The 23,603-nt window shown below is 59.8% G+C and carries 16 protein-coding genes; 10 read left to right on the plus strand and 6 right to left on the minus strand.

The features are described from left to right. Positions 1-30 precede the first annotated feature (30 nt). The 4 genes from ACT3UQ_RS11035 (at position 31) to ACT3UQ_RS11050 (ending at position 4,346) form a co-directional block, all read left to right on the plus strand. Positions 31-744 carry a TetR/AcrR family transcriptional regulator gene (locus ACT3UQ_RS11035; protein ID WP_181148352.1) on the plus strand — a complete coding sequence of 238 codons (714 nt, stop codon included), beginning with the start codon at positions 31-33 and terminating at the stop codon, positions 742-744. A gap of 56 nt (positions 745-800) precedes the next feature. After that, complete coding sequence (locus ACT3UQ_RS11040; protein ID WP_105552643.1) at positions 801-1,580, plus strand: electron transfer flavoprotein subunit beta/FixA family protein; 780 nt, start codon at positions 801-803, stop codon at positions 1,578-1,580. A gap of 62 nt (positions 1,581-1,642) precedes the next feature. Then, on the plus strand, positions 1,643-2,599 hold the full coding sequence (locus ACT3UQ_RS11045) for an electron transfer flavoprotein subunit alpha/FixB family protein (RefSeq protein ID WP_444637102.1): 957 nt from the start codon (positions 1,643-1,645) through the stop codon (positions 2,597-2,599). Positions 2,600-2,675: 76 nt separating this feature from the next. Next, positions 2,676-4,346: a cytochrome b/b6 domain-containing protein gene (locus ACT3UQ_RS11050; protein ID WP_258133896.1), complete on the plus strand. Its 1,671-nt coding sequence runs from the start codon at positions 2,676-2,678 to the stop codon at positions 4,344-4,346. Between the two features lie 10 nt (positions 4,347-4,356). Here ACT3UQ_RS11050 and ACT3UQ_RS11055 read toward each other — a convergent pair whose 3' ends face one another. Next, positions 4,357-5,832 (minus strand): AAA family ATPase, encoded by a 1,476-nt coding sequence (locus tag ACT3UQ_RS11055; RefSeq protein ID WP_105552645.1) that lies wholly within the window; start codon positions 5,830-5,832, stop codon positions 4,357-4,359. Between the two features lie 194 nt (positions 5,833-6,026). Between ACT3UQ_RS11055 and ACT3UQ_RS11060 the strand changes: the two genes are divergently transcribed. The 4 genes from ACT3UQ_RS11060 (at position 6,027) to ACT3UQ_RS11075 (ending at position 16,118) form a co-directional block, all read left to right on the plus strand. After that, positions 6,027-6,779, plus strand: a complete 753-nt coding sequence (locus ACT3UQ_RS11060) for an SDR family NAD(P)-dependent oxidoreductase (protein WP_105552646.1) — start codon at positions 6,027-6,029, stop codon at positions 6,777-6,779. Positions 6,780-7,949: 1,170 nt separating this feature from the next. Further along, positions 7,950-13,643: an SdrD B-like domain-containing protein gene (locus ACT3UQ_RS11065; RefSeq protein ID WP_444637103.1), complete on the plus strand. Its 5,694-nt coding sequence runs from the start codon at positions 7,950-7,952 to the stop codon at positions 13,641-13,643. 199 nt (positions 13,644-13,842) lie between these two features. Further along, positions 13,843-15,237 (plus strand): copper amine oxidase, encoded by a 1,395-nt coding sequence (locus tag ACT3UQ_RS11070; RefSeq protein ID WP_444637104.1) that lies wholly within the window; start codon positions 13,843-13,845, stop codon positions 15,235-15,237. Between the two features lie 233 nt (positions 15,238-15,470). Beyond that, positions 15,471-16,118, plus strand: a complete 648-nt coding sequence (locus tag ACT3UQ_RS11075; protein ID WP_105552649.1) for a 4a-hydroxytetrahydrobiopterin dehydratase — start codon at positions 15,471-15,473, stop codon at positions 16,116-16,118. A gap of 110 nt (positions 16,119-16,228) precedes the next feature. On the opposite strand, the gene ACT3UQ_RS11080 is transcribed toward ACT3UQ_RS11075, so the two are convergent. From ACT3UQ_RS11080 to ACT3UQ_RS11095, 4 genes are all read right to left on the minus strand, one after another. Then, positions 16,229-16,888 carry a GntR family transcriptional regulator gene (locus ACT3UQ_RS11080; protein WP_105552650.1) on the minus strand — a complete coding sequence of 220 codons (660 nt, stop codon included), beginning with the start codon at positions 16,886-16,888 and terminating at the stop codon, positions 16,229-16,231. A gap of 127 nt (positions 16,889-17,015) precedes the next feature. Beyond that, positions 17,016-18,008, minus strand: coding sequence for a transketolase family protein (locus ACT3UQ_RS11085; RefSeq protein WP_105552651.1), 993 nt, complete (start codon positions 18,006-18,008; stop codon positions 17,016-17,018). Continuing rightward, the gene (locus ACT3UQ_RS11090; protein WP_444637124.1) at positions 18,009-18,887 is read right to left on the minus strand and encodes a transketolase; all 879 of its coding nucleotides are present in this window, start codon (positions 18,885-18,887) and stop codon (positions 18,009-18,011) included. 57 nt (positions 18,888-18,944) lie between these two features. Next, on the minus strand, positions 18,945-20,282 hold the full coding sequence (locus ACT3UQ_RS11095; RefSeq protein ID WP_105552653.1) for an MFS transporter: 1,338 nt from the start codon (positions 20,280-20,282) through the stop codon (positions 18,945-18,947). A 246-nt stretch (positions 20,283-20,528) separates the two neighbouring features. Here ACT3UQ_RS11095 and ACT3UQ_RS11100 point away from each other — a divergent pair, with 246 nt between their 5' ends. Together ACT3UQ_RS11100 and ACT3UQ_RS11105 are read left to right on the plus strand one after the other, a co-directional pair. Next, positions 20,529-21,302 carry an SDR family NAD(P)-dependent oxidoreductase gene (locus ACT3UQ_RS11100; RefSeq protein WP_105552654.1) on the plus strand — a complete coding sequence of 258 codons (774 nt, stop codon included), beginning with the start codon at positions 20,529-20,531 and terminating at the stop codon, positions 21,300-21,302. Positions 21,303-21,576: 274 nt separating this feature from the next. Further along, positions 21,577-22,650, plus strand: coding sequence for an alkene reductase (locus ACT3UQ_RS11105; RefSeq protein ID WP_444637105.1), 1,074 nt, complete (start codon positions 21,577-21,579; stop codon positions 22,648-22,650). 91 nt (positions 22,651-22,741) lie between these two features. Here the strand turns inward: ACT3UQ_RS11105 and ACT3UQ_RS11110 are convergent, their stop codons facing one another. Then, entirely contained in the window at positions 22,742-23,551 is an 810-nt protein-coding gene (locus ACT3UQ_RS11110) for a transporter substrate-binding domain-containing protein (RefSeq protein ID WP_444637106.1), read from the minus strand. Positions 23,552-23,603 lie beyond the last annotated feature (52 nt).

The raw sequence follows: 23,603 nt of genomic DNA on the forward strand, positions 1-23,603 counted from the left end.
AAATTGACTTCAGCTTGAAGGATGAAGACCATGCAAACCGAAGCACCCGTAGAAGCGGACAGCGGCCCCAAGAGCGAGGCAAGGCAGGCTGAAGTAGCGCTGTTCCTGGACGCGTTGAGCCGTTGGACCGATGTCAAGTCAAAAGCGGCCCCAATCTACAAGCGCGGCATCAACACCCGAGCGCAGATCGTGGAAGCTTCCCGTAGCGTGTTCGTGCGACTGGGCTACATTGACAGTTCCGTCGAGGACGTATTGCTTGCGGCCGGGATCTCCCGCGCTACGTTCTATTCGCATTTCCGCAGCAAGAAGGCAGTCTTCGCAGCAGTAGTGGAAGAGCACGTGCGTGGGCGGCTTTCGCAAACGAATGTCACCAATGTGGACAAGTCGGACTATCGCGCACGAGTTACCGAAACCATCGAACGTTTCGTGAATAACTACACCAATACGCAGGACCTTTCCATGGTCATCGAGCAGGTGGCGCACTATGACGAGGAATTCCGTACTATTCGCTTGGTGATCAGGGACTTGTTCGTCGACCGCATCGCACGGGGGATCCGCCGCCAGCAGGCCGCCGGGAATGTCCCGGAGGAACTCAACGCGCGCGAATCGGCCACCTTGATCCTGGCGATGATGACCAATATTGCGCAAGTGGAAATTGGCTGGAAAAAGAAGAAGCCTACGCCGGAGCTGATCGAATTGATGACCAACTTCTGGTGCGCCGGAATCGGCCTCAAGGATCGCTGAAAACACGAAGAATTGACCGGTCCGGCAGCATGCCGGCCAGCAGGTAAGGATTGACCATGAAACTCATTGTCCTAGTCAAGCAAGTTCCGGATACCGGTGAGACTCGGTGGCTCAACCTTGAAACCGGCATCTTGGATCGGGCCGCGACCGAAGCGATCCCGGATGAGATTACCGAACGCGCGCTCGAATGCGCCTTGCGCCTGAAAGACGAGGACAGCAGCACCGAGGTCGTGGTTCTCACCGTTGGCGCTCACGAAGCCGAAAAGACGTTGCGCAAAGCGATGTCCATGGGTGCTGACCGCGCTATCCAGGTCGTAGATAACGCTTTGGAGGGTTCTGACATGCTGCAGACAGCCAAAACCCTGGCTGCTGCCATCAAACGAGAAGGATTCGATATCGTTCTCGCAGGAAACCAGTCCACGGATGGCAAGGGCGGCATGGTCCCGGCGATGGTTGCCGAGTTGCTGGAAGTGCCGCTGCTCAGCGACCTGTCCAGTTTCGCCGTGGCCGACGGCCAGGTCAGCGGATCGGTGCGCACTGAGCAAAATGAGCTGCAGCTCTCGGCCAGCTATCCAGCCGTCGCCGCAGTCACCGAACGTGTAGCGGAAGCGCGCTTTCCAACTTTCAAGGGCATCATGGCGTCCAAGAAGAAGACCCTGGAGAAGGTTGCGCTGGCGGATTTGGGCATCCAGGCCGGTCCAGCCTATGCACCGCAACGCTCCGTCATGGTCTCCGCCGTGGCGGCGCCTCCGAAGCAGACCGGTCCGAAACTCAACGATGACGATGAATCAGTCGGCAAGCTCGTTGATTTCTTGGAATCCAAGCACCTGCTCTAGGGCGGCGTCCAGCTACCTGAAAACTTCTGAACTCCGAGGAAAAAATGTCGAAAATTCTTGTAATGGCCGAGACCGCCGCCGACGGCAATCCGCTCGGCAGCGTGGCCGCCCTGATCGGTGCCGCAGCTGCCGTGGGCGAGCCAATCGTGGTGGCACTCAGCAGCGAAGCGAATGCCGGGATCATCGGCGAGAAACTGGGCGAGCTGGGCGCGGCACAGGTCATCGTCGGAACCCTCTCCGCTGAGCGAGCCCACCGGTTTGCCACCGACGAGGTGGCATTGCTGCAGCAGTGCATTGTCCAGCAGGCGCCGTTGGGCGTATTCCTGGATGGTTCCGTGAGCGGTCGCGCGATCGCCGGACGACTGGCCGCGCGCCTTGGCTCGTCGGTATCAGCCGACGCAATCGATGTGGCGTTGGAAGAGGGGGAGATCATCGCCAAGCATTCGGTCTTCGGCGGAGACTTCGTCACGGAATCAACGGTCGAGGGCGGCACCATGATTGCGACCCTGCGCTCGGGAAGCATTTCCCATCGGGCCGCGCCGCTTGAGCCAAGCGTGGAGATCATCTCGGTTCCGGAATCATCCCAAACGGGAGCGCACGTGGTCAGCTCGAACGAGATTGCCCACGACGGCGGACGCCCGGCCTTGAACATCGCCCCGGTGGTGGTATCCGGAGGCCGAGGAGTTGCCTCCAAGGAGAACTTCCACCTCGTGGAACAGCTGGCGGACGTCTTCGGCGGGGCCGTGGGCGCGTCACGTGCGGCAGTGGATGCCGGCTATGTTCCGCAGAGCTACCAGGTGGGACAGACCGGTGTGGCAGTATCACCTGACCTTTATATTGCCTTGGGCATTTCGGGAGCCATTCAGCACCGTGCCGGCATGCAGACGGCCAAGACCATTGTGGCCATTGACAAAAATGAGGACGCACCAATTTTTGAGATCGCCGACTTCGGCATCGTCGGAGACTTGTTCTTTGTAGTTCCTCGGATCGTAGACGAAATCAACGCCCGCAGGAACTAGCAAGAACTGAACAAGTACCCAAGCTGGGAACTTGAACGATTTGGCTGTGAATGCGAATAGTAATGGAGCGAAACGCGTGAATGAGATCGGAAACCCGGTACGCCAGAAACGGCGCATGGCTGGAATCCCTCCGCTGGCCCCGGACCTAATCCGCAATGGCGGAGAAGCACCGATGCGCAAGGACATCGAAGCACAGCCGCAGCCGGAGCCTTCAAGTTTCCAAGCCCAGGAGGATCTCGTTGCCGGCAAGCCTGCGCACGCCGAAACCGCTGCAACTCCTCCGGCAGGCGGCAACCGCCGCCGCATGGCGGGCGCGTCAAATGCGCCGTTGCTTGTTTCCTCCTCCGCACCGTACGGAACGGCCACGGCCGTCTCCACGAATAGTCCTGCCGCTGAAAACGCCCAGCCACCAGCTCGCACGGAAATTGACGCTGCTGTTTCTCATGATCAGCTCCGGGAAGTTCCCAGCAAGGATCAGGGCTCGGCCCTTAATAGAGGCCGGCGCATGCCTGGTCCATCGACGGTGCCGGTAGTTGTCGCGCTGCAAGAATCCAGGCCGGCAAACGAACCGGCGAGCGTGTCATTCAACCAGCAGATCCCTGCAGCAGCCAGCAACCGTGCTGCTGGCGAAGCATCCTCGGTTCCGGAACGGCAGCGCCTGCGCCAAGCATCGCAGCCCGCGTCCGACGAATACGCCCAACGTGCCTCCGCTGAAATTGCTGATGGCAAGCGCGAGCCCGCTCAGCGCTCGGCGAAGAGCTTGGCATCGGAAAATTCCACGGGCTCCGCAAATGCTTTAAATGGCGATGTGAACCTGGATTCTCGAAATGCCAGTAAAACACCGTCCAAATATGCCAAGCGCGGTCTGCAGATTGGCGGGCTTCTGGCAATCGCTGTCATCGCAGTCCTTGCCGCTCAGTGGCTGCGTTCCACCTCCTCGGTCCAAGAATTCATCGCAGCATACCCAGGACATGCGAGCCAGCCGATTTCTACGCCTGAGGGCATTCCTGCCTGGCTCGGGTGGCAGCACTTTCTCAATATGTTCTTCATGGTCTTGATTGTGCGTTCAGGATTGCAAGTGCGTCTGCAGAATAAGCCACCGGGGTTTTGGACGGCCAAGAAACGTTCCTTCTTCTCCCCGGGAAATCAGCCGCCGAAGAAGATCTCGATTACTCAATGGCTGCATCAGCTGCTGGACGTGGCGTGGGTGGTCAACGGGTTGCTGTTCGTTGCTGCGCTATTCATCACCGGTTTCTGGATGCGCATTGTCCCAACTAGTTGGGATGTTTTTCCGAATATGGCCTCCGCCGGCCTCCAATATCTTTCATTGGACTGGCCCGAAGAAAACGGTTGGATCCACTACAACGCATTGCAGGTGATGGCCTACTTCATCACGGTGTTCGTCGCAGCGCCGCTGGCAATCATTTCAGGTGCACGCATGTCTACCTGGTGGCCTGCGAAGAATGAGAAACTCTCAAAGCTTTACCCCATTGAATTGGCGCGAGCTGTACACATTCCGGTCATGGTTTACTTTGTCGCTTTCACTCTTGTTCACGTCTTCCTGGTGTTTTTTACCGGTGCGCGCCGAAACCTCAATCACATGTTCACGTCCCGAGACGTAGCTGATTTCTGGGGATTGGTGGTCTTCGGAATCTCGGTGGTAGCCGTCGCCGCGGCATGGTTCCTAACCAGTCCCATGTTTATCCGCCCAATTGCAGGAGCCATGGGCAAGGTTTCAAAGAACTAGGCTAACGAGGTCATAAGGGATCTTCACGGTATTCAACCGTGGACTGGCTTCCATTGCCGGATTCAACCCAGCCGAAGTAGGTTCCGTCTTCTTCGCCGCCTAAATCGTTGCCAAAATCAGGGCTCTCGGTTCCACCCAAGAAGCTGCGAGTGAACGATGCCGTGTCACCCATGAGTTCTTCAGCTGCAGCGACCAAATGTGCATCTTGCGGTACTACCCCAGCAATGGCTGCGGCAAGAATCGCTCGGCGCACCAGTTCACGGGTGAAGGACGCGGTAGTTCCTTCGATGGTTTCGGCCACTGACTCAACGGTTTCCGGGGCAATGTTTAGTTTCGCTCCGTAGAGGTTGATCAATGCCTTGCGACCGTCGAAGTCGGGACGGGGGATTTCCATAGCGAGGTCGATGCGCCCGGGACGTTGCACCAAAGCGCGTTCCAAGGATTCCACACGGTTGGTAGTTAGCAGGAAGGTTACATCTGCGTCCGACGCCAGTCCGTCCATGGCGTCCAGGACTTCAAAGAGCAATGGCTGTGGGCCGTGTCCGAAGCTGCGGTCCTCGGCAATCAGATCGCAATCTTCAAGCACGACGATGGCTGGCTGCAGGGCGCGGGCCATCTCCGAAGCGTGCGATACCAATGGCAGCGTATTTCCGGTAAGCAAGATGACCGTGTGCTCGGTCGCCTTTGCCGACAGGTAGCGTACGGTGTGGGTCTTTCCTGTACCGGGAGGGCCGTACATTAGGACTCCGCGTTTTAGATGCGCGCCATGTGCCGCTAGGAATTCGCGGTGTTGTCCTACCCCTAGAACCTGCTCTTCAATGCGCTCACGGATACCGTTTGGAAGGATCAGCTCTTCGGTGGACATCTGCTTGCGGTGATGGAAGGTGACGCCGCCGGTCGACTCGGCATAGTCGCTGGTCTTAAATGAAATGACATGGCCACGGAAAATACTGGAAGTGCGCATGGCTTCGCGGAAGTCGACCAAGAAGAGATCGCCTGCTCGTGGGTCGGCGCTCAAGATCTCCAGACGCGCTTGGAGGCGGCCGTATTCCGGGTTCGCCTGACGTAAATAGACCGCGAGGGCCGAACCATGGATCTTGAACAGGTGAATGCCTGAACCTAGGAATCGTTGCTGCTCACCTGGGCCGACGGGGAGAGACGTGTAATCAGGTTCGCCGATAATTCCGCGTTCGCCGTTCGGGTCCAAAAGATCCGAGAAATCTGCGTGATGGCGTTGCTGGCCGCTGACGCCTATAAGCGACGAATTTTCGTCTGCGGCCACGAGCTCATCGAGGACTATGTTGGCATCGGCCAAACGGTGAGCACCGAAAGCCTCAACGATTAGCGGAAGCGATGCTGGTGCGACACCTAAATGCGCTTCGAGTGCAGCGGTCAATAATCGACCCACTCGATCCGGACGATTCTGCTCCGCCAGCTGAGCTATACGGGCGAAGGAAGTGATGAATGAACTCAAATCTGGATCCATGGCCTGAGCCTACCAGCACGTCAGGGCGACTTGGGAGTCCTTATCTCGCGATATTTAGCGTTAGAGAGCTCGTGACCGAAAGCATAGTGGTTTGATTGACGCGTCATCGACACTTGGTCCGATTCGGAGTAGCGTCCTTGGTATAGGGCCAACGGAAATCCCGTGACCATCTTGGAGCAGAAAGTGAGTTCACCATGGCTCAGTATGATGTAGCAGATCGTTCGGCAGTCGTCACCGGGGCAGGCTCCGGAATCGGCCAGGCTATCGCCATTCTTTTGGCTGCAAACGGAACCAAGGTCGTAGTTCAAGATCTAAACGCAGACGCGGCCGAGGCTACCGTGCAGGAAATCATGGCCAGCGGCGGCGAAGCCGTTGCAGTAACTGGAGATGCCAGCTCCTCGGAAGTTGTCGAGGAAACCATCAAGGCTGCCAACGCGATGGCCCCATTGAAGGTCGGTGTCAACAACGCCGGTATCGGCGGCCGCGCCGCCAAGGTTGGCGAGCTGACCGATGAGGACTGGGACAAGGTCGTGTCGGTGAACCTGAATGCGGTTTTCCGTGGCACTCGCGCCCAAGCGGTCGCCATGAGCGAGAACGGTGGCGGTTCTATCGTGAACATGGCTTCGATCCTCGGCTCGGTAGGCTTCGCCGGGAGCTCCGCCTACGTATCCACGAAGCACGCCGTGGTGGGCTTGAGCAAGACCGCTGCGGTTGAGTACGCCGCCGAAGGTGTGCGCGTCAACAGCGTGGCTCCGGGCTTCATCGACACCCCGCTGCTGCAGCAGATGCCTAAGGAAGCCTATGATGCTTTGGTTTCCAAGCACCCAATTAATCGCTTGGGCAAGCCCGAGGAAGTCGCGGCGCTGGTTGCCTTCTTGGCCAGTGATGCGGCGTCCTTCGTCACCGGCAGCTACCACCTAGTCGACGGTGGTTACACCGCAGTTTAGTCGAATTCACGAGATCTAGCGGCTTTGCAATCTGAACTGGATCGCTAGGGCAGGATTGGTTAGATCTGAGTCGCAGGCTGGACCGCAAGGGTGTGGCATCGATATTCCATCGGTGTCATACCCTTTTGTCGTACTCGATTAGTCAGGTTCCCTGACTGGAACTTACTTTGGGCTAAAGCTTGAGCATCTAGAAGACGAGCGGTGGGCAATTATTGAAAAATTACTTGGTAATTTTTACTAGTAAAAAACTGCTAAAAAATGACACCTGCGTGGGTGCGTAAGTTCATCTGTTATTTTCAATTGCGATGCACTTGACGCGTTCTGCCTTGAAAACTCAAGGTTCTTCAGCGAGCGAGACTGCTTCCGCGGAGTTGGCGCAGAGCGGCGAGAGTGAATGAAGGGCCAACAGCCCGCAAAACGTCAGATGCAGGCAATGGAGTAATTCTTGCCCTTGGCTTGCAAGCCTCTCCATAGGCATAGTAGGGTCAAAATTACTCGCGTTTGACCAATAGATCATCACTTTCACAAGGGGATACTTATTATGTCGACGCAAACTGTTTCCGCATGGGGTATGCGTAAATGCTTTTGCTCTTAGCTAGCTACTTCAACTAACCATGCCTGATGCGTCCTATTGCTGGATCCTTCGCACGAGCGATTGAATGCCAACTATTCATGAGTTTTCGTAACGTCATCCGCTTCTAAATGGACCTCAGCTCCTGACCTGCTGCTCGAATGAGCACCGCCCGCTGCGGCGCGCGAACGACTAGCCGTCACGCTTTTCGAACAATCGCCTGATTTTTCAACACGGCGTCCTCTCCCTAGCTTTTTGCGCTATTTTTACGGTCCGCAACCACCTGGGATAACTTGATTCTTAAACATATAATTGGTTGAAGATACTTAAAATAGCATGTCAGCTCCCAAGAATAAATTAGCGTCATTTTAAGAAAATAATAAGAACCACTTGCTTTTCAGCTCACTGCCAGCTTGGATGTTTCTTGGGGAAACCTTGGGGTTAGCGACCAATATGCCGAAAATATCAAGGAGTCTGTCTCGATGCGACGCACTGAGCGTGGAAAAAATGCACCAGCGATTAACGCTGGATGGTGGAGACGACCACTTGCGTTAGGAACAGTTTCATCCCTAGCGATCACGTCCTTCGGACTGCCAGCAATGGCAGACATCAACACATCACCAGATGACGCAACCGAATCTGCTGCCAGCATTATCGACCTGAGCCTTCTCGGCCAGGAACTCGCCGGCGGAGGGCAAACTCGGGCGCTATTCCCAAGCGGACCAGCAACCGACGAAGGCGCGCTAAACGCCTCGCTGCTTGGCGGCGAGATGCTGGACCTCGGCGGCCTGCAGCTACCAATCGACCAGATTATTGACTACGGTGAGCTCGGAGCCTTGCTTTCGCGCTCCACCGCAACCGATGCCAAGAATGGCGAAGCAATCACCGGTATCGCCGGTGCTGATGGTTCGGTAACACTGGACGGTCAAGCCGCGGACTTCGGAAACGCAAAGCTTGACCTGCTCTCGCTCTTCCGAGAGACCGGCGTTGACGGACTCACCGACGAGATCCTGAGCAAAGCCGAGCTGACCGCCGGAGTCGGTGGCGCTTGGGTGCAGGCTGTTGACGGAGAATTCCAGGACCCGGACGGAGTCGGCGGAGCCGGCCAGTACCGAGTTGCGGAAGCGAACCTCGAGCTTCAGTCCCCGGTGGTGGAAACCGTCGCCGGAACCCTGTACGAGCAGATCGGCCAGATCGATCAGCTCATGGAGGAGACCGTTGGCGGTCTTGGCGATCTGACCAGCATGATCACCAGCATCACCGACGCCTTGCCAGCGGGCGCAACCCTGGACTACACGATCGAATCGAATATGCAGGATGAGATCTTCGACGAGATTCTTGCTCAGCCGATCACCTCGAAGAATGAAATCCTCACCATCGATTTCTCCACCGGCCAGGTGTACATCGACCTTGACAAGGCTTATTCGGGAGAACGTCCAGAAGGCGTGGACCTGCCCGATGGCATCAACAACCAGAACCCGAACACGGAACTGATCAGCAACGAAATCTACCCGATCATCGCCGAATCGGTGCACGATCTGATGGAAGAAGTTGTCGCCATCGCCGTGAGCGCCATTGAGGGCGCACTGGGCAGTGTCACGCTGAACCTCGAAGCCGGAGTTTCGGCGCTGGGCAATACCGCCACCGCCAACTGGAGCGTCAACCTCATGGGCGACGCGCAGCCAGTGGTCTGCGAATCCGAAGGCTTGGGCGGCGCGGCTTTGTGCGCCACGCTGGAGACCGCAATTAACACCGTGGTGGGACCAATCGTCCAGACCGCGCTGGTGCCAATCCGCGATTACATCCTTTCCGACGGTGGCAAGGCCATCTTCGAAACGCTCTTGACCGACCTGAAGACCGGCGCCATCACGCTGCCGATCCGCCAGTTGCTTGAGCCGGTCTTCACCCTGCTGTCCCAGGTCATTTCGGTGCAGCTGAACCGCCAGGACGTCACCACTGCTGTGGGCCCAGACGGTGAAGTCACCGAGAGCCTCGAAGTTTCCGCATTGAGCCTGGGACTGCTGCAGGCAGCGGATGCCGGGCGCCTGAACTTCGGCACCGCCGGCGTGCGCATCGATGCGGTTGAAGATGCCATCACCCCGGCATTGACCGTTGATCCCACCGCAATTGATCCAGGGCAGTCCACCAACGTCACCGGCACCGGCTTCACCCCCGCAGGTGACGTCCAGATCCAGCTGACCGACGCAGAGGGTAACCCAGTAGGCGAGGCGATCACCGTTCCGGCCGACGAAGCAGGAAACCTGCCGGAGACCGCACTGCCCGTTCCGGCAGATGCAACTCCAGGGGAATACAACGTGGTGGCCACCGACGTCACCACCGGCACCCCGGTGCAAGGCCCGTTGACCGTCAACGATCCGGGACAGACCCCGGAGCCAGGCAACGGGATCATCGGTGACACCGTATTCGCCGACGCCAATGCCAACGGTATCCAGGATGCCGGTGAAGCAGGAGTTCCCAACGTCACCGTGAACCTGTTGGATGCCTCGGGCACCGCGGTTCCAAACGAAGACGGAACGCCGCGCAGCACGACCTCCGATGATCAGGGCAAGTACTCCTTCGGAGAACTTCCTGCCGGTGAATACATTGTTGAGTTCGTCGCTCCGGAGGGTTCGGTCTTCGCACCGGCCAACCAGGGTGATGACGACGCAGTGGATTCGGATGCTGCCGAGAACGGCCGCACCGAGGTTGTTGCACTGACCGCAGAGGTGCCAACCACCGACACGGTGGACGCCGGCCTGGTTGCGGATGACGCCGAAAACCCGGATACCCCAAGCATCACCGTTGACCCAACCGAAGTTCCTGCCGGGGACGAGACCACGGTCACCGGCGAAGGCTTCCAGCCAGATAGCACGGTCACCATTCAGTTGGAGGACGCCGAAGGCAATCCGGTCGGCGACCCGATCGAAGCGCCGGTGGACGCCGAAGGCAACTTCACCAACGCCCTGCCGGTCCCGGAGGATGCGGCACCTGGCGACTACCAGGTCGTAGTGACCGACGCCGACGGCAACGAAACCACCAACCCAATCACCGTCACCGACGCCGACGGCGCGGGCAACAACGGCGAGCTCGGTGACCGCGTCTGGCGCGACCTGGATGCCGATGGCATCCAGGATGCCGGCGAAGCCGGCCTGGCCGGCGTGAGCGTGAACCTATTGGATGCCGCCGGAACCCCGGTGACCGATGCCAATGGTGCACCGGTAACCGCGACCACCGACGGCAACGGCAACTACACTTTCACCGGTCTTGAACTGGGCGAATACAGCGTTGAGTTCGTCGCTCCGGAAGGTGCCTCGTTCTCTCCTGCAGCAGCCGGGGATGACCGCGAACTCGATTCGGACGCAGGTGAGAACGGACGCAGCGCGGTGATCGCACTGACCTCCGTTGCACCGGTGAACCTGAGCGTTGACGCCGGCGTGGTTGACGCTCCGGCGGTAGAGGACGCAACGGTTACCGTTGATCCGACCGAGGTGGCACCGGGCGAGGAAACCCAGGTGACCGGTGACGGATTCGCTCCTGATTCCGAGACCACGGTGCAGCTCACCGATGGTGAAGGGAACCCGGTAGGGGACCCGATCACGGTGACGACCGATGAGAACGGCCACTTCACAACCCCGCTAGCTGTTCCAGAGGATGCAGCTCCGGGTGAATACCAGATTGTTGTCACCGACTCCGAGGGCAACACCGACAGCACCCAGCTGACGGTGGGCGAACCGGATGATGGCGGCGAAACCCCTAATCCAGATGCCAATGGCGAACTCGGTGACCGTGTCTGGCGCGACCTGGATGCCGATGGCATCCAGGATTCCGGCGAAGCCGGCCTGGCCGGCGTGAGCGTGAAGCTGCTCGACGCTTCGGGCAACCCGGTCACCGACACCAACGGTGCCGAAATCACCGCGACCACCGACGACAACGGCTTGTACCGCTTCACGGGCCTGGTCTTGGGTGAATACACCGTCGAGTTCGCAGCCCCGCAGGATGCTTCGTTCTCGCCAGCAGGCGTGGGAGAAGACCGCGGACTCGATTCGGACGCCGGAGAGAATGGGCGTACCGCAGTGCTGACCCTCACCAGCGCAGCACCGGTAAATCTGGGTGTTGACGCCGGCGTGGTTGACGCTCCGGCAGTAGAGGACGCAACGGTAACCGTTGATCCAGCCGAGGTGGCTCCGGGCGAGGAAACCCAGGTGACCGGTGACGGATTCGCTCCGGATTCCGAGACCACGGTGCAGCTCACCGATGGCGAAGGGAACCCGGTAGGGGACCCGATCACGGTGACCACCGATGAGAACGGCCACTTCACGACCCCGGTAGCTGTGCCAGAAGACGCGGCACCGGGCGAATACCAGATTGTTGTCACCGACTCCGAGGGCAACACCGACTCCACCAACCTGGTTGTCGCGAATCCGGATGAGGGCAATGGCTCCAACCCGGGACAGCTTGGCGACCGCGTGTGGCGCGATGCCAACGGCAACGGCCTGCAGGACGAGGGTGAAGCCGGCCTGTCCGGCGTCACCGTCAAGCTGCTGGATGCCGAGGGCAATCCGGTCAATGACATCTCCGGAAACCCGAAGACCACCACCACCGACGAGAACGGTACCTACCGCTTCGCCGGGCTGACCATCCGCCAGTACATTGTCGAGTTCGACGCCCCGGAGGGTGCATCCTTTGCACCAGCTATGGAAGGCTCGGACCGCGCCATTGACTCGGATGCCGGAGAGAATGGCCGCACCGAAGTTGTCGCCCTGAGCCATGTCGCACCGATCAACAACGGGGTAGACGCTGGTGTGGTCGACGCTCCGGCCGCGGAGGAAGCCACCGTGACCGTTGACCCGGCCGAAGTGCAGCCGGGTGAAGAAACCCAGGTCACCGGCGAGGGCTACGCGCCAAACAGCGAGATTCGCGTGGTGCTCACCGACGGCGAAGGAAACCCGGTGGGGGATCCAATCATCTCCACCACCGATGACAACGGACACTTCAGCGTGGCGCTGATGGTTCCAGCGGATCGGGCACCGGGCCAGTACCAGGTGCAGGCCACCGACGCCGAAGGCAACGAAGACAGCACCACCTTGGTGGTTGTCGAAGGCAACGGCAATGGCGACGGATCCGGCAGCGGCTCCATCGGCGACTTCGTCTGGTTCGATGAGAACGCCGACGGACTGCAGTCCGAGGGCGAGCGCGGCCAGGGCGACGTGCGGGTGAACCTGCTCGACGCCGAGGGCAACGCGGTACTTTCCACCGAAGGCAACCCGATCACCACGGTGACCGGCGAGGATGGAATGTACTCCTTCGCAGGATTGAACCAGGGCCAGTACACGGTTGAATTCGTGGCACCGCAGGGCGGAACGTTCTCGCCTTCGGCCGCAGGGGATAACCGCGCAGTTGACTCGGATGCCGGCGACAACGGCCGCAGCGCCGTGGTCACCCTCTCGCAGTCCGCGCCAACCACCACCGAGGTTGACGCAGGCATCACCTTCCAGGATGGCGACTCGGAACTGAACCCGGAGTTCACCGTGAACCCCGACAATGCAGGTCCGGGCGACACCATCACCATCGATGGCGAAGGCTATGCGCCGAACACTCCGATCGTGATCGAACTGCGTGACAAGGATGGCAATGTCATCCACGAGATCGAGGTTGAAAGCGACGAGAACGGCGAGATCCACACGGAACTCGTCATTCCCGAGGACATCGAAGACGGTGAGTACCAGATCGTCACGGTTGACCCAGATGGCAATGAGGAGTCACGGAGCATCACGATCCGCGACACCCCAACCGACACCTGCGCAACCGAGACCGCGCTGAGCATCAACCCGACGCAGGTGAACCCGGGTGAGAACATCACCATCAACGGCACCGGCTACACCGAGGGTGAGACCATTACGGTAGAAATCACCGGCGTGGACGGCAAAACCATCGAGCTCTCCCTGGCCGAGGCCAGTGCCAAGGGCATGGTCGTCATCGACGAGAGCTGCGCCTTCGAACTGAAGGTGCAGATTCCAGAAGACGCCGAGGAGGGCACCTACACCGTCAACACGAAGGATGAAAACGGCAAGGTCCTGGACTCCGGCGAATTCCAGGTTGTTGGCAACGATGGCTCCGGGAACGACTCGGATAACGAGGGTTCGGACCAGAATGGTTCGAACGATAGCAAGGACAAGGATGGCCTGGCTAACACCGGTGCCGAAGTTGTCTGGTACTCGCTGCTCGGCCTACTGGCCGCCGCTGGTGGTGTAGTCCTGACCATGGCTGCACGTCGCCGCGGCCGGCAGAGCTAAGGAAATAAGCGGCTAAGCCCCGGACCGGCTGCTGGCAGCAGGTCCGGGGCGTAGCCCGCAAATATTTCCGCAAAGCCCTCACCCCGCTGGTGAGTGTCCAAAGAGATGGGGAACCCGGATGACCGGGTTCCCCATCTTGGCGCCTCGCCCCGGATAATGAACTGACAATAAACGCCTCGAAGTAAGAAGCCTTTGAAGTATGAGTGAGCTCGTGAATAAAAGCCTCTTGAGAACCGCCAGCTTGCTGGCCGGTGCAGCAGTGCTGGTGTCCTGCCAAAGCTCCTCGGCAGCAAATGACCAGAGCACCGCGGTCCGTGCGCAAGCAGATCAAGGCGTCACCTCGCGCGTGATCAGCGAGCTGTCCTGCTCCGAGGGGTCCGAAGCGCTTGGCCAAGACATGACCAGCGGCGCGAACTGGTCCATGTGCTTTTCCGTAGACATCAAGCTCGGAATGGTGCTGGAGAACGTCACCTTCACCCCGCCCAACGCCGAGCCGATGGAGATCATCGATTCGATGTCGCTGTCCCAGCTTGAAGTTCCCTACGATGACGGTGGCCGTTCGACATCGGATATCACCAGCGCCGGATTCGGCGGCGGAAATATGCACTCGCTGACCGAGATCGAATGCCCCGGAACACTGGTCAGCCACGGCATTCCCACCATCGGGGACGGCAGCAAATACGGCGAGATCGAATCGCGCCCGGTGCTTTGCAGCGATACCGTTGACGGCGGTCTCTCCTACCGCTCCGCCGAGGTGGGCCAGCTGCTGGCCAAACGCAAGAACGACTGGCAGCTTTCGACCGTGTCGAAGGTTGGCTGGTACGAGTACCTGAACCAGGTGACCTTCGGCGCCGATGGGAGCATCCGGCCGGCCTTGGGCGCCACCGGCGACCTGTCCCCGGTTGACTACAGCGACGCCGAGCATGGCGCCGCCGTGGGCGAAGGCGAGGAGCACCATGCCTCAAGCCATTCGCACAATGCCGTATGGAAAATCCATTGGGCCCTAGGCGGCACCGGTGCCCAGCAGGTCGAGCAGTACGATACCAAGGACACCAACGAGTCCGGGGAGCAGTCCCCAATCGTTGAAGGGAACTACACCAAGATCGGCGAGCCGGCCACGGCGCAGTGGACCGATGCGCGCTGGTGGAAAGTCTCCGCCCCCGGGATGCTCAATGCCGACGGGCACGTGATGTCCTATGAAATCGACATGGGGAAAACCGACGGGTTCAGCTTTATCGACGACGAGAAAAACCATGGGGCAGACGGTGAAACGGATTACGACGTGGCTTTCACCAACGCCGATGACTGCCACATCTATGCCACGTACAACCGTGGCACTTGCGGCCGGGGCGTCTTGGATTTCGTCAAGAATCAGTCCGGGGAGAAACTCCAAGATGTCGTGTCCTGGGTGGCGGTGGGCTACCACCACGTACCGCGAGATGAAGAGCAGTCACCCATGGAGGTGCATTGGCAGGGCTTCACCATGGTTCCCCGTGACCTGACCGCGCAGCGCCTCGACGTTCCAGAAGAACGCAGCGAGCTGAACGGCAGACCCGAGGACTGGCAAGGCCAGCTGCCGCCCGAGGGAAACTAACCGCCAGCGCCGGGAGTGTCCTCGGCCGGCCTCGAGGGGGCTCCCGACGCGCAGCCACCAGGACTGCGAAGTACTGAAACCAGCGCCTTGGGATTTCGATATCGGGTCGAAAGCAGATGACTAATTGTCGCCAGGCACTTCAAAGGACCTGGCGATGGTGGGAGACTAACGGTATGCGAGAGTCGTAGTTTCGCGGTGACCGCGAATTCGTGAATGCACGAGAGGCGAGGACCATGTCGGACAAAGACGTTTTGGATCAAGCAACCCGAGAAGCCAAATTATCGCAGCTGCCGCACTGGCGATATGTGCTGGGAGTTCTGCGCACTGCCTTCAAATGCCCCTCAGCTGCCGTGGCCTTGGAGTTCTTCGCCGAAATCGGCGCCTTGGCCGAAGAGGCCAACCATCATCCGGATGTGGATTGGCGCTATGACACCTTGTTCGTGTCACTGGTCTCGCATGACGTCGGGGGAGTATCGCTGCGCGATACCCAGCTGGCCGAAAAGATCTCCGAGCTCGCCGAGAAGCATGGAGCCCCGGCGAATCTGAATCTCATTCGGCCGGTGGAAATTGCCATCGATACCGATGACCGGGAACAGATCTCGGAAATCTGGCGCACCGCGCTGGGCTACAAGGAGCAGCACGACGGCAGCCTCACCGACCCGTACGGGCGTGGACCGGCGATCTGGTTCCAAAGCACCGATACGCCCAATGACAACCGATTCCATGTGGATGTCTCGGTGCCGCATTCCCACCATTGGGACATCATCGACGGGCTCAAGCTGGTCGGCGCCAGGCTGAATCACGACCATGCGCCGAACTTCGTGGTGGCCACGGATCCGCAGGGAAACAGGCTCTGCGTTTGCACCGAGATGGGCCGCTAGGCCGGCCTGCCCCCTCGCCGGTGGCCCTCGCCGTCGCGTGGCGGGGCACTGGTTTATTGGACGACTGCGCTATCGAGTTCTGACCGAAGTTGAGCGCGGCTTGAGCGCCGCTAGTTCATCAGGGTTTCGGCGGCAATGCGCATATGCTCGGCAATTTCCGCATTCACCGCAACACTGTCCCCGGCCTCGATGGTGTCGACCAGCTTGAAGTGTCGGGCGACATCCATGTTGCGCACCCCGCGCTCGAATCCACCGAACATGATGGACATGCGGATGGAACCTTCGAGCTGTTCCCAGGCGTGCAGCAAGGTGTCATTCTCTGAAAGCCGGCACAGGGTGCGGTGGAATTCGAGGTCTGCTTCGATCCGCTCCTCGATTTCGTTGCCTGCCAACCGGTCCATGTTGCCCACCGCGGCGCGCAGCTGTGCGAGGGCATCAGCCAGATCCTCGCGCTGCAGCAGCGTTGTGGCCGCGAGGCTTTCGAGCGAGGCACGGACCGCAAAGATGTCCTGGATTTCCTTGTTGTCCAGGTGGCGAACCGAGAGCCTTCCGCGTTCGCCGGCGGACACCAGGCCCTCTTGCTCGAGCTGGCGCAGCGCCTCCCGCAAGGTGCCTCGGCTGATTTGCATCGAGGCAGACAGTTCGGTCTCCACCAGATGGGTGCCCTGCTGCAACTCGCCGGTGGTGATGGCACGGCGCAAGGCAATCAGGGCCTGCTCGCGCAGGCTCTTCTTGCGAAGCCCTACCAGGGAAGAATCGGCGATGGCCATTGAGTGCCCCTAAAGATTGGAATCCAACTGTTGATTGTTAACTGTTGATTTTAGCTCTTTTAGGTGGGTGCGATGGAAACACCGCACCCACCTAAAGGTGAATCAACCTGCTGGACTACTCGGTGAGCTAGTCGAGCTCTGCCAGAACCTTGCTGACAATCGAGTTGATCGACAGCCCGTAGCGGTCATGGAGGGTGGGCAAGGCGCCGGCATCCAGGAACTCATCGGGCAGGCCGATCGGCACAATCTTGGAGGAGACTCCGCCGCGAATCATGGTCGAGGCCAAGGTCTCGAACAGCCCGCCGATGACCGAATGGTTTTCCAGCGTCACCACCAGGCGGTCTCCGGCGACCTCCTGCAAGACCGTTTCCGAATCGAAGGGCTTGATGGTGGGGGAGTGCACCACGGCGACATCCACATTGTGCTTGGCTAGCTCCTTCGCCGCGTCCAGGGCGCGCATGGTCATCAGCCCGCTGGAGACAAAGACTACGTCGTTTCCGCCACGCAGGACCTTGGCCTTGCCCAGCTCGAAGGTGTAGTCGTATTCGTCCAGTACGGTCGGTACCTTGCCGCGCAGCAGGCGCAGATACGTCGGGCCTGCACAGGCGGCGAGCTGCGGCACCGACTGCTCGATGTCTATCGAGTCGCAGGGGTCCACGATGGTCAGATTTGGCATGCCCCGGAAGATGGCGATATCTTCGGTAGCCTGGTGGCTTGGTCCGTACCCGGTGGTCAGGCCCGGCAAACCGCCAACAATGTTCACGTTGAGGTTGGGCTCGGCCGCGTCCAAGCAGAGGAAGTCATAGGCGCGGCGGGCGGCGAAGACCGAATAGGTCGAAGCGAAGGGCACCAGTCCCGTTTCGGCGAACCCGGCGGCCGCCCCGAACAGGAGCTGCTCGGCCATGCCCATCTGGAAGAAGCGGTCCGGATGCTGCTGGGCAAAGATATGCATGTCGGTGTACTTGCCCAGATCGGCCGTCAGCCCCACGATGCGGGGGTCGTTTTCGGCGGCCTTGGCCAAGGCATGGCCGAAGGGCGCCGCGGCGGTTTTCTGGCCGGGCTCCGCGAATGAGGCGATCATCGCGGAGGTTTTCAGGCGTGGTTTGGCGGTGGCAGACATTTAGTTGTTGCTCCCTTCGAAGCCTTCGGTCAGTTGCTCGCGGCAGATTTGCCATTCGTTTTCTTCGATGCGCATGAAATGCGCCTTCTCGCGGTCTTCCAGCAGCGGTACCCCACGGCCTACCTTGGTGTCGCAAAGGATCACCGAGGGGCGCCCGGTGCTGGAGGCCTGGGCTGCGATATTGTCGAAGGCCTGCAGCAAGGCCCGTGGGTCGTTGCCGTTGACCCGCTGCGCATACCAGCCGAATGCTTCCCATTTTTCCGTCACCGGCTCGGTGCGCAGCACCCCGGCGGTAGCGCCGTCGGCTTGCAAGGCATTGATGTCCACCATGGCGGTCAGCTGGCCCAGCTGGTGGTGCTCGGCGCCCATGGCGGCTTCCCAAGTGGAACCCTCATCCAGTTCGCCGTCGGAGAGGAAGTTGATGATTCGCTGGTTCTTGTGCTGGTGGCGCAGCCCCAACGCCATGCCCACCGCGATGGACAGGCCGTGGCCCAGCGAACCACCTGAAATTTCCATGCCAGGGGTGTACGTGGACATGCCTGACATCGGAAGCCGGGAATCATCCGATCCGTAGGTTTCCAGCTCTTCTACCGGAACGATGCCGGCCTCGGCCAGTGCGGCGTAGAAGCCAATGGCGTAGTGGCCGGTGGAAAGCAAGAAGCGATCCCGGTCCTCCCACTCGGGCTCTGCGGGGCGGAAAGCCAGCTGGTCGGCATAAACGGAGGCGAACATATCTGCTGCGCCCAATGCCTGCCCCACGTAGCCCTGGCCTTGGACTTCGCCCATATTGAGCGCGTGATGGCGGATGCGGTACGCGGCGTCGCGTACTTCTTTGGTGCGCTGATCGAGATTCAACGTCTTGTCCTTGATGGCTGTGATTGCCACTGTATGTCCTTTCAGAAGTTATTTAGCGGGAGCCCTGGTCGAATGGAGTTATTAGACGCTGCTCGTCTGCGGGTGGGCTGCGACGGCTTCGTTAGCTAGCTGGCGCTCGCGAGGACCCCAGGTTTCCTTGGTGATCAATGCCGCCCAGAGGCCGATGGCCGCGTAGCAGATAAAGAGGGTTGCCGGGCCCATCCAGCCGAACTGGATGAACAGCAGCGTGGTGATGAACGGGGTGAAGCCGGAAACCATGGCTGAAATTTGGTAGGCCAGCGAGGCGCCGGAGGAGCGGGTCTTGGCTTGGAAGAGCTCGGGGAACCAGGCGCCTTGGGCTCCTGCCATCGAGTTTTGGCAAACGGCGTAGGCGATGACGATCGTGGCGATGATCATTAAGAATGAGCCGGTGTTCACCATGAGGAACATCGGGATGCCGAAGAGCGCCGCAAAGCTGCAAGCGAGAATGTAGACGGATCGCCGGCCTACCCGGTCGGTCAGCCTGCCCCAGCTGTAGGTGGCGAAGATGCCGATGGCCGAGGCGATGCTCAAGGCGGTGAGGGTCTCCCAGTTTGCCGCCAAACCGGTGGTGTGCAGGTAGGAGATCATGTAGGTGATGGAGACCGCGTAACCGGCGGTTTCAGCGATGCGCAGCCCAATGCCGCGCAGGATATTGCGCCAATCGGTGCGGATGACTTCCTTGATGGGTGACTTGACGATTTCGCCGGCCTTTTTGACATCGTCAAAAACCGGGGATTCCGGAACCTTCGAACGAATGACCAGTCCCACGATGACGAGCAGGATGCTGGCCAAGAATGGCACTCGCCAACCCCAGTCGCCGGGCAGTTGCACGCTGACCAGGAATACCAGGTTTGCCAGCAACAGCCCTACCGGGAATCCGGACTGGACGATGCCGGTGAACCTTCCCTTGTGCTTCCACGGGGCGTGTTCGTAGGTCATCAGAATAGCTCCGCCCCATTCGGCTCCGAAGGCCAAGCCTTGGACGATGCGCACGAGGACCAGCAGGGCCGGAGCCAAGACGCCTACCTGCTCGTAGGTCGGCAGCAGCCCGATCATAAAGGTTGCCAAGCCCATGACGATCAGCGAGGTCACAAGCACCGGCTTGCGGCCGATCTTGTCGCCGAGATGGCCACCGATAATGCCGCCCAAGGGCCTGGCCGCGAAGCCGACGCCCAAGGTGGCAAAGGCTGCGAGGGTGCCCGTCAGGGGGTCTGTTCCGGGGAAGAACGTATGGCCGAAGTAGAGGGCCGCCGCGGTCCCGAATCCGATGAAGTCATAGGTTTCAATGGTGGCTCCGACACTGGAACCTACCGCAACGCGCTTGGCGTCCTTGGTGCCGTGGATCGGACCGCGCATGTTTAGAGCTTCGCTGCTCATGAGTGGGTCCCTTCGTGGTTTGTGGGAGGAGGAAAGCATTCACTGTTGACAGTCAACACTATTAGAAGTGTGAGCACCAGCACAAGTTCTGTCAAGGGCTAATTTAACAGTTGACTGTTAACAGTAAACTTAACTAAGGTGGTGTGCACCACATGCATCGAGGGTGCTCCGGCAAGGCTGCGCCCATCGCTCACTTAGGTTTTCCGAAGCATCGCCAGGAGAAGCCGAAACGAAAGCAGGAAAGCAATGAAGCAAATCCAGCGCACCGCCATTCTGACGGGAGCCACTTCGCCCCGTGGAATCGGCGTCAGCACCGCACGCCACTTTGCCAGCGAAGGCTGGGGAGTCGTGATCCTCGATCTCGACCACGCCGCATCCGAGCAAGTTGCCCAAGATATCGCCGAAGAATTCGGTGTTCCCGCGTTCGGCCACCGGATCGACGTTGCCGATGAAGCATCCGTAACCACCGCGCAGGCCGCCGTGGCAGCCCAGGTAGCTGCGGGAGGTTTGCCGCCCACCGGAGCGGTAGTGAATATTGCCGGAATAACCTCGCCGGTCGATTTCCTCGAGACAACGCTTGAAATTTGGCACAAGGTCATGAACGTCAATGCCACCGGCACCTACCTGGTATCCAAGGCCTTCTTGCCGGAAATGATAGAAAGCGGCTGGGGGCGGATTATCAACATGTCATCGGTTTCGGCCCAACGCGGCGGCGGAGTTTTTGGCAAGGTTCCCTATTCCTCGGCCAAGGCCGCGATTCTCGGCTTCACTAAGGCGCTGGCTCGCGAGATCTCGGCTACCGGAGTGACCGTTAACGCTATTACTCCCGGGGCGGTAGACACCAACATCCGCGTTGGCAGCACCGAGGAGCAAGAGGCCGCAATTGCCGCCGGAATCCCCATCGGACGCACGGCAACCACCGGCGAAATCGCCTCGGTTATCGGTTTCCTTGCCTCGGACGGCGCCTCCTACCTGACCGGCACCACTATTGATATTAACGGCGGAAGCCACATGCACTAAGGATTGCACCGCGTCCGCAAGTCCCGGCGGCTGCCGCTTGGCGGCTGGTGGGTGCGCTGCGGATTAGTGATGCCAAACGGAGCGAGTAACGGCGCAGCTTCCAGCGCCGTTACTCGCTCTGCTGCGTTGGACGCCGAGAGAAGATTCGCCGCGGAAGCAGGTCTACGCGCTTCGAAATCGGCGCGTAATCCATCTCACTTGCGCTGTGAAGCAGGAATATAGTTCCCGGCTGGCAGGTTGCACGAAGCAACTACAATCTTCAGGAGTCCTACCTATGGATCTGTTCTCGCCGCTTACGCTCGGAGATCTCAGCCTTTCCAATCGACTAGTCATGGCACCGCTGACCCGTTCACGCTCACGCAAGGACGGCGTCCCCGATGACCAGGTGGTCGAGTACTATCGGCAGCGCGCATCGATGGGTTTGATTGTCAGCGAAGGCGTTTATCCCAGCGTTACCGGCCAGGGTTTTGTCCGCCAGCCTGGACTGGTCACCGCGGAGCAGATCGCCGGCTGGAAGAAGGTGACCGACGCGGTCCATGCCGAGGGCGGACTCATTGTTGCCCAGGTAATGCATGCCGGACGAGTGACGCATCCGGGGACCACCGGGCAGGACCACATTGTCGCGCCCAGTGCCATCGCAGTGGAAGGCGAGTCACGGACCTACACGGGCAAGCACCCCTACCCGGTGCCTCGCGCCCTTGGAACCGTTGAACTGCCGGGAATCATCGAGGAATTTGTGCAGGGTTCGCGCAATGCCATGGCCGCAGGATTTGACGGGGTCGAGCTGCATGGTGCCAACGGGTACTTGCTGCACGAGTTCCTCGCACCGAGCTCAAACACCCGAACCGACAACTATGGGGGGTCCCCGGAGAACCGCGCGCGCTTCGTCATCGAGGTAGTGAAGGCGGTGGCCAACGCGATCGGCGCTGGAAAGACCGGACTGCGGATCTCTCCCGAGCACAACATCCAGGGTGCCACCGAGCTGGATCGAGCCGACGTCACCGCGACGTACACGGCCTTGCTTGAGTCAATCGCCCCGCTTGGCCTGGCCGCCCTGAGCATTCTGCACAAGGAACCATCGGGGGACCTCGTCCAGGGTCTGCGCACCACCTTTGGTGGGCCGGTGCTGCTCAATACCGGGTTCCAAACGATTACCAGCTATGAGGACGCCACCGCGGTGGCCGCTGGCGGCTGGGCGGATGCGGTTGTGGTGGGGCGCCCCGCCATTGCCAACCCCGACCTTGTACGCCGGTGGCGCGAAGAGCTGCCGCTGAACGAACCGGATGCCGCCACCTTCTACACCGAAGGTGCCGAGGGCTACACGGACTACCCGTTCTGGCAGAACTAGACGCCGGCGCAGCCAAAGGTGAATAGAAACAAGCCGCATCTACCCGATACTTATCGGATGAATGCGGCTTGTTCGTTTTAACCGGTATCGGCTAGCCGAACCATGGCTTCTCCGCGGCGGCAAGAGTGCCGTCGTGCTTGGCCATGTTCAGCCACTGATCAACATATTCTTGGAATTTGTCATCACCCAGCGGAAGCAAATAGGCCTTCTGCGAGAAGTTGAATGGCTTATCCGGATGCACGGCGCAAAGCTGAGGATGTTCATTGGCTACCCAACGCGTTTCCGAGGCATCGGTGGTCATCACGTCGGCACGCCCGGCGATGATTTCATCAAAGATCGTATTGTTGTCCTCAAAACGAATGATCTCGCCTTCCGGGTAATTCGCCTCTGCGAATTTTTCGTTCGTCCCGCCTATGGGAGTGATCGAGCGGACACCGGGCGTGTTGATTTCCTTCACGGTGTCGTATTTTTCAACATTTTCACACAGCGTGATGGGAGTTTTGCCCTCATCCAGGGTGGCTTCGCTGTAGTAGGCCTGCTGGGCGCGTTCCATAGAGATGGAGACACCGCCCACGCCGATATCGCACTTGGAAAGGAAGTCCGGCATCAGGTCCTTCCAAGAGGTCTGGATTAACTCCGCTTCGACATCCAGCGATTCGGCGAGATCCTTGGCCATCGTGATGTCGATTCCCGACCAATCTCCGGTTTCCGGGTCAAGATATGTGAATGGCCGGTAATCGCCGGTGGTACAAACCTTGAGGATTCCCGATTCGCTGACGCTGGCCAACCGGGTATCACCTGCCGCGGTTGCCGCGTCGTTGCTCTGACCTGGATTAGGGGCGGAGCATCCAGCGGTGAGCAACACCGCGCTGAGCGCGAACACCGGCAGGAGACGAGTCACGGAATTTAGACTAGAAAAAGTTTTGGTCATAGCCCATCAATCTATAAGCCGA

It is taken from the genome of Glutamicibacter sp. AOP12-B1-11 (genome assembly GCF_052379245.1).
Taxonomy (GTDB): domain Bacteria; phylum Actinomycetota; class Actinomycetes; order Actinomycetales; family Micrococcaceae; genus Glutamicibacter.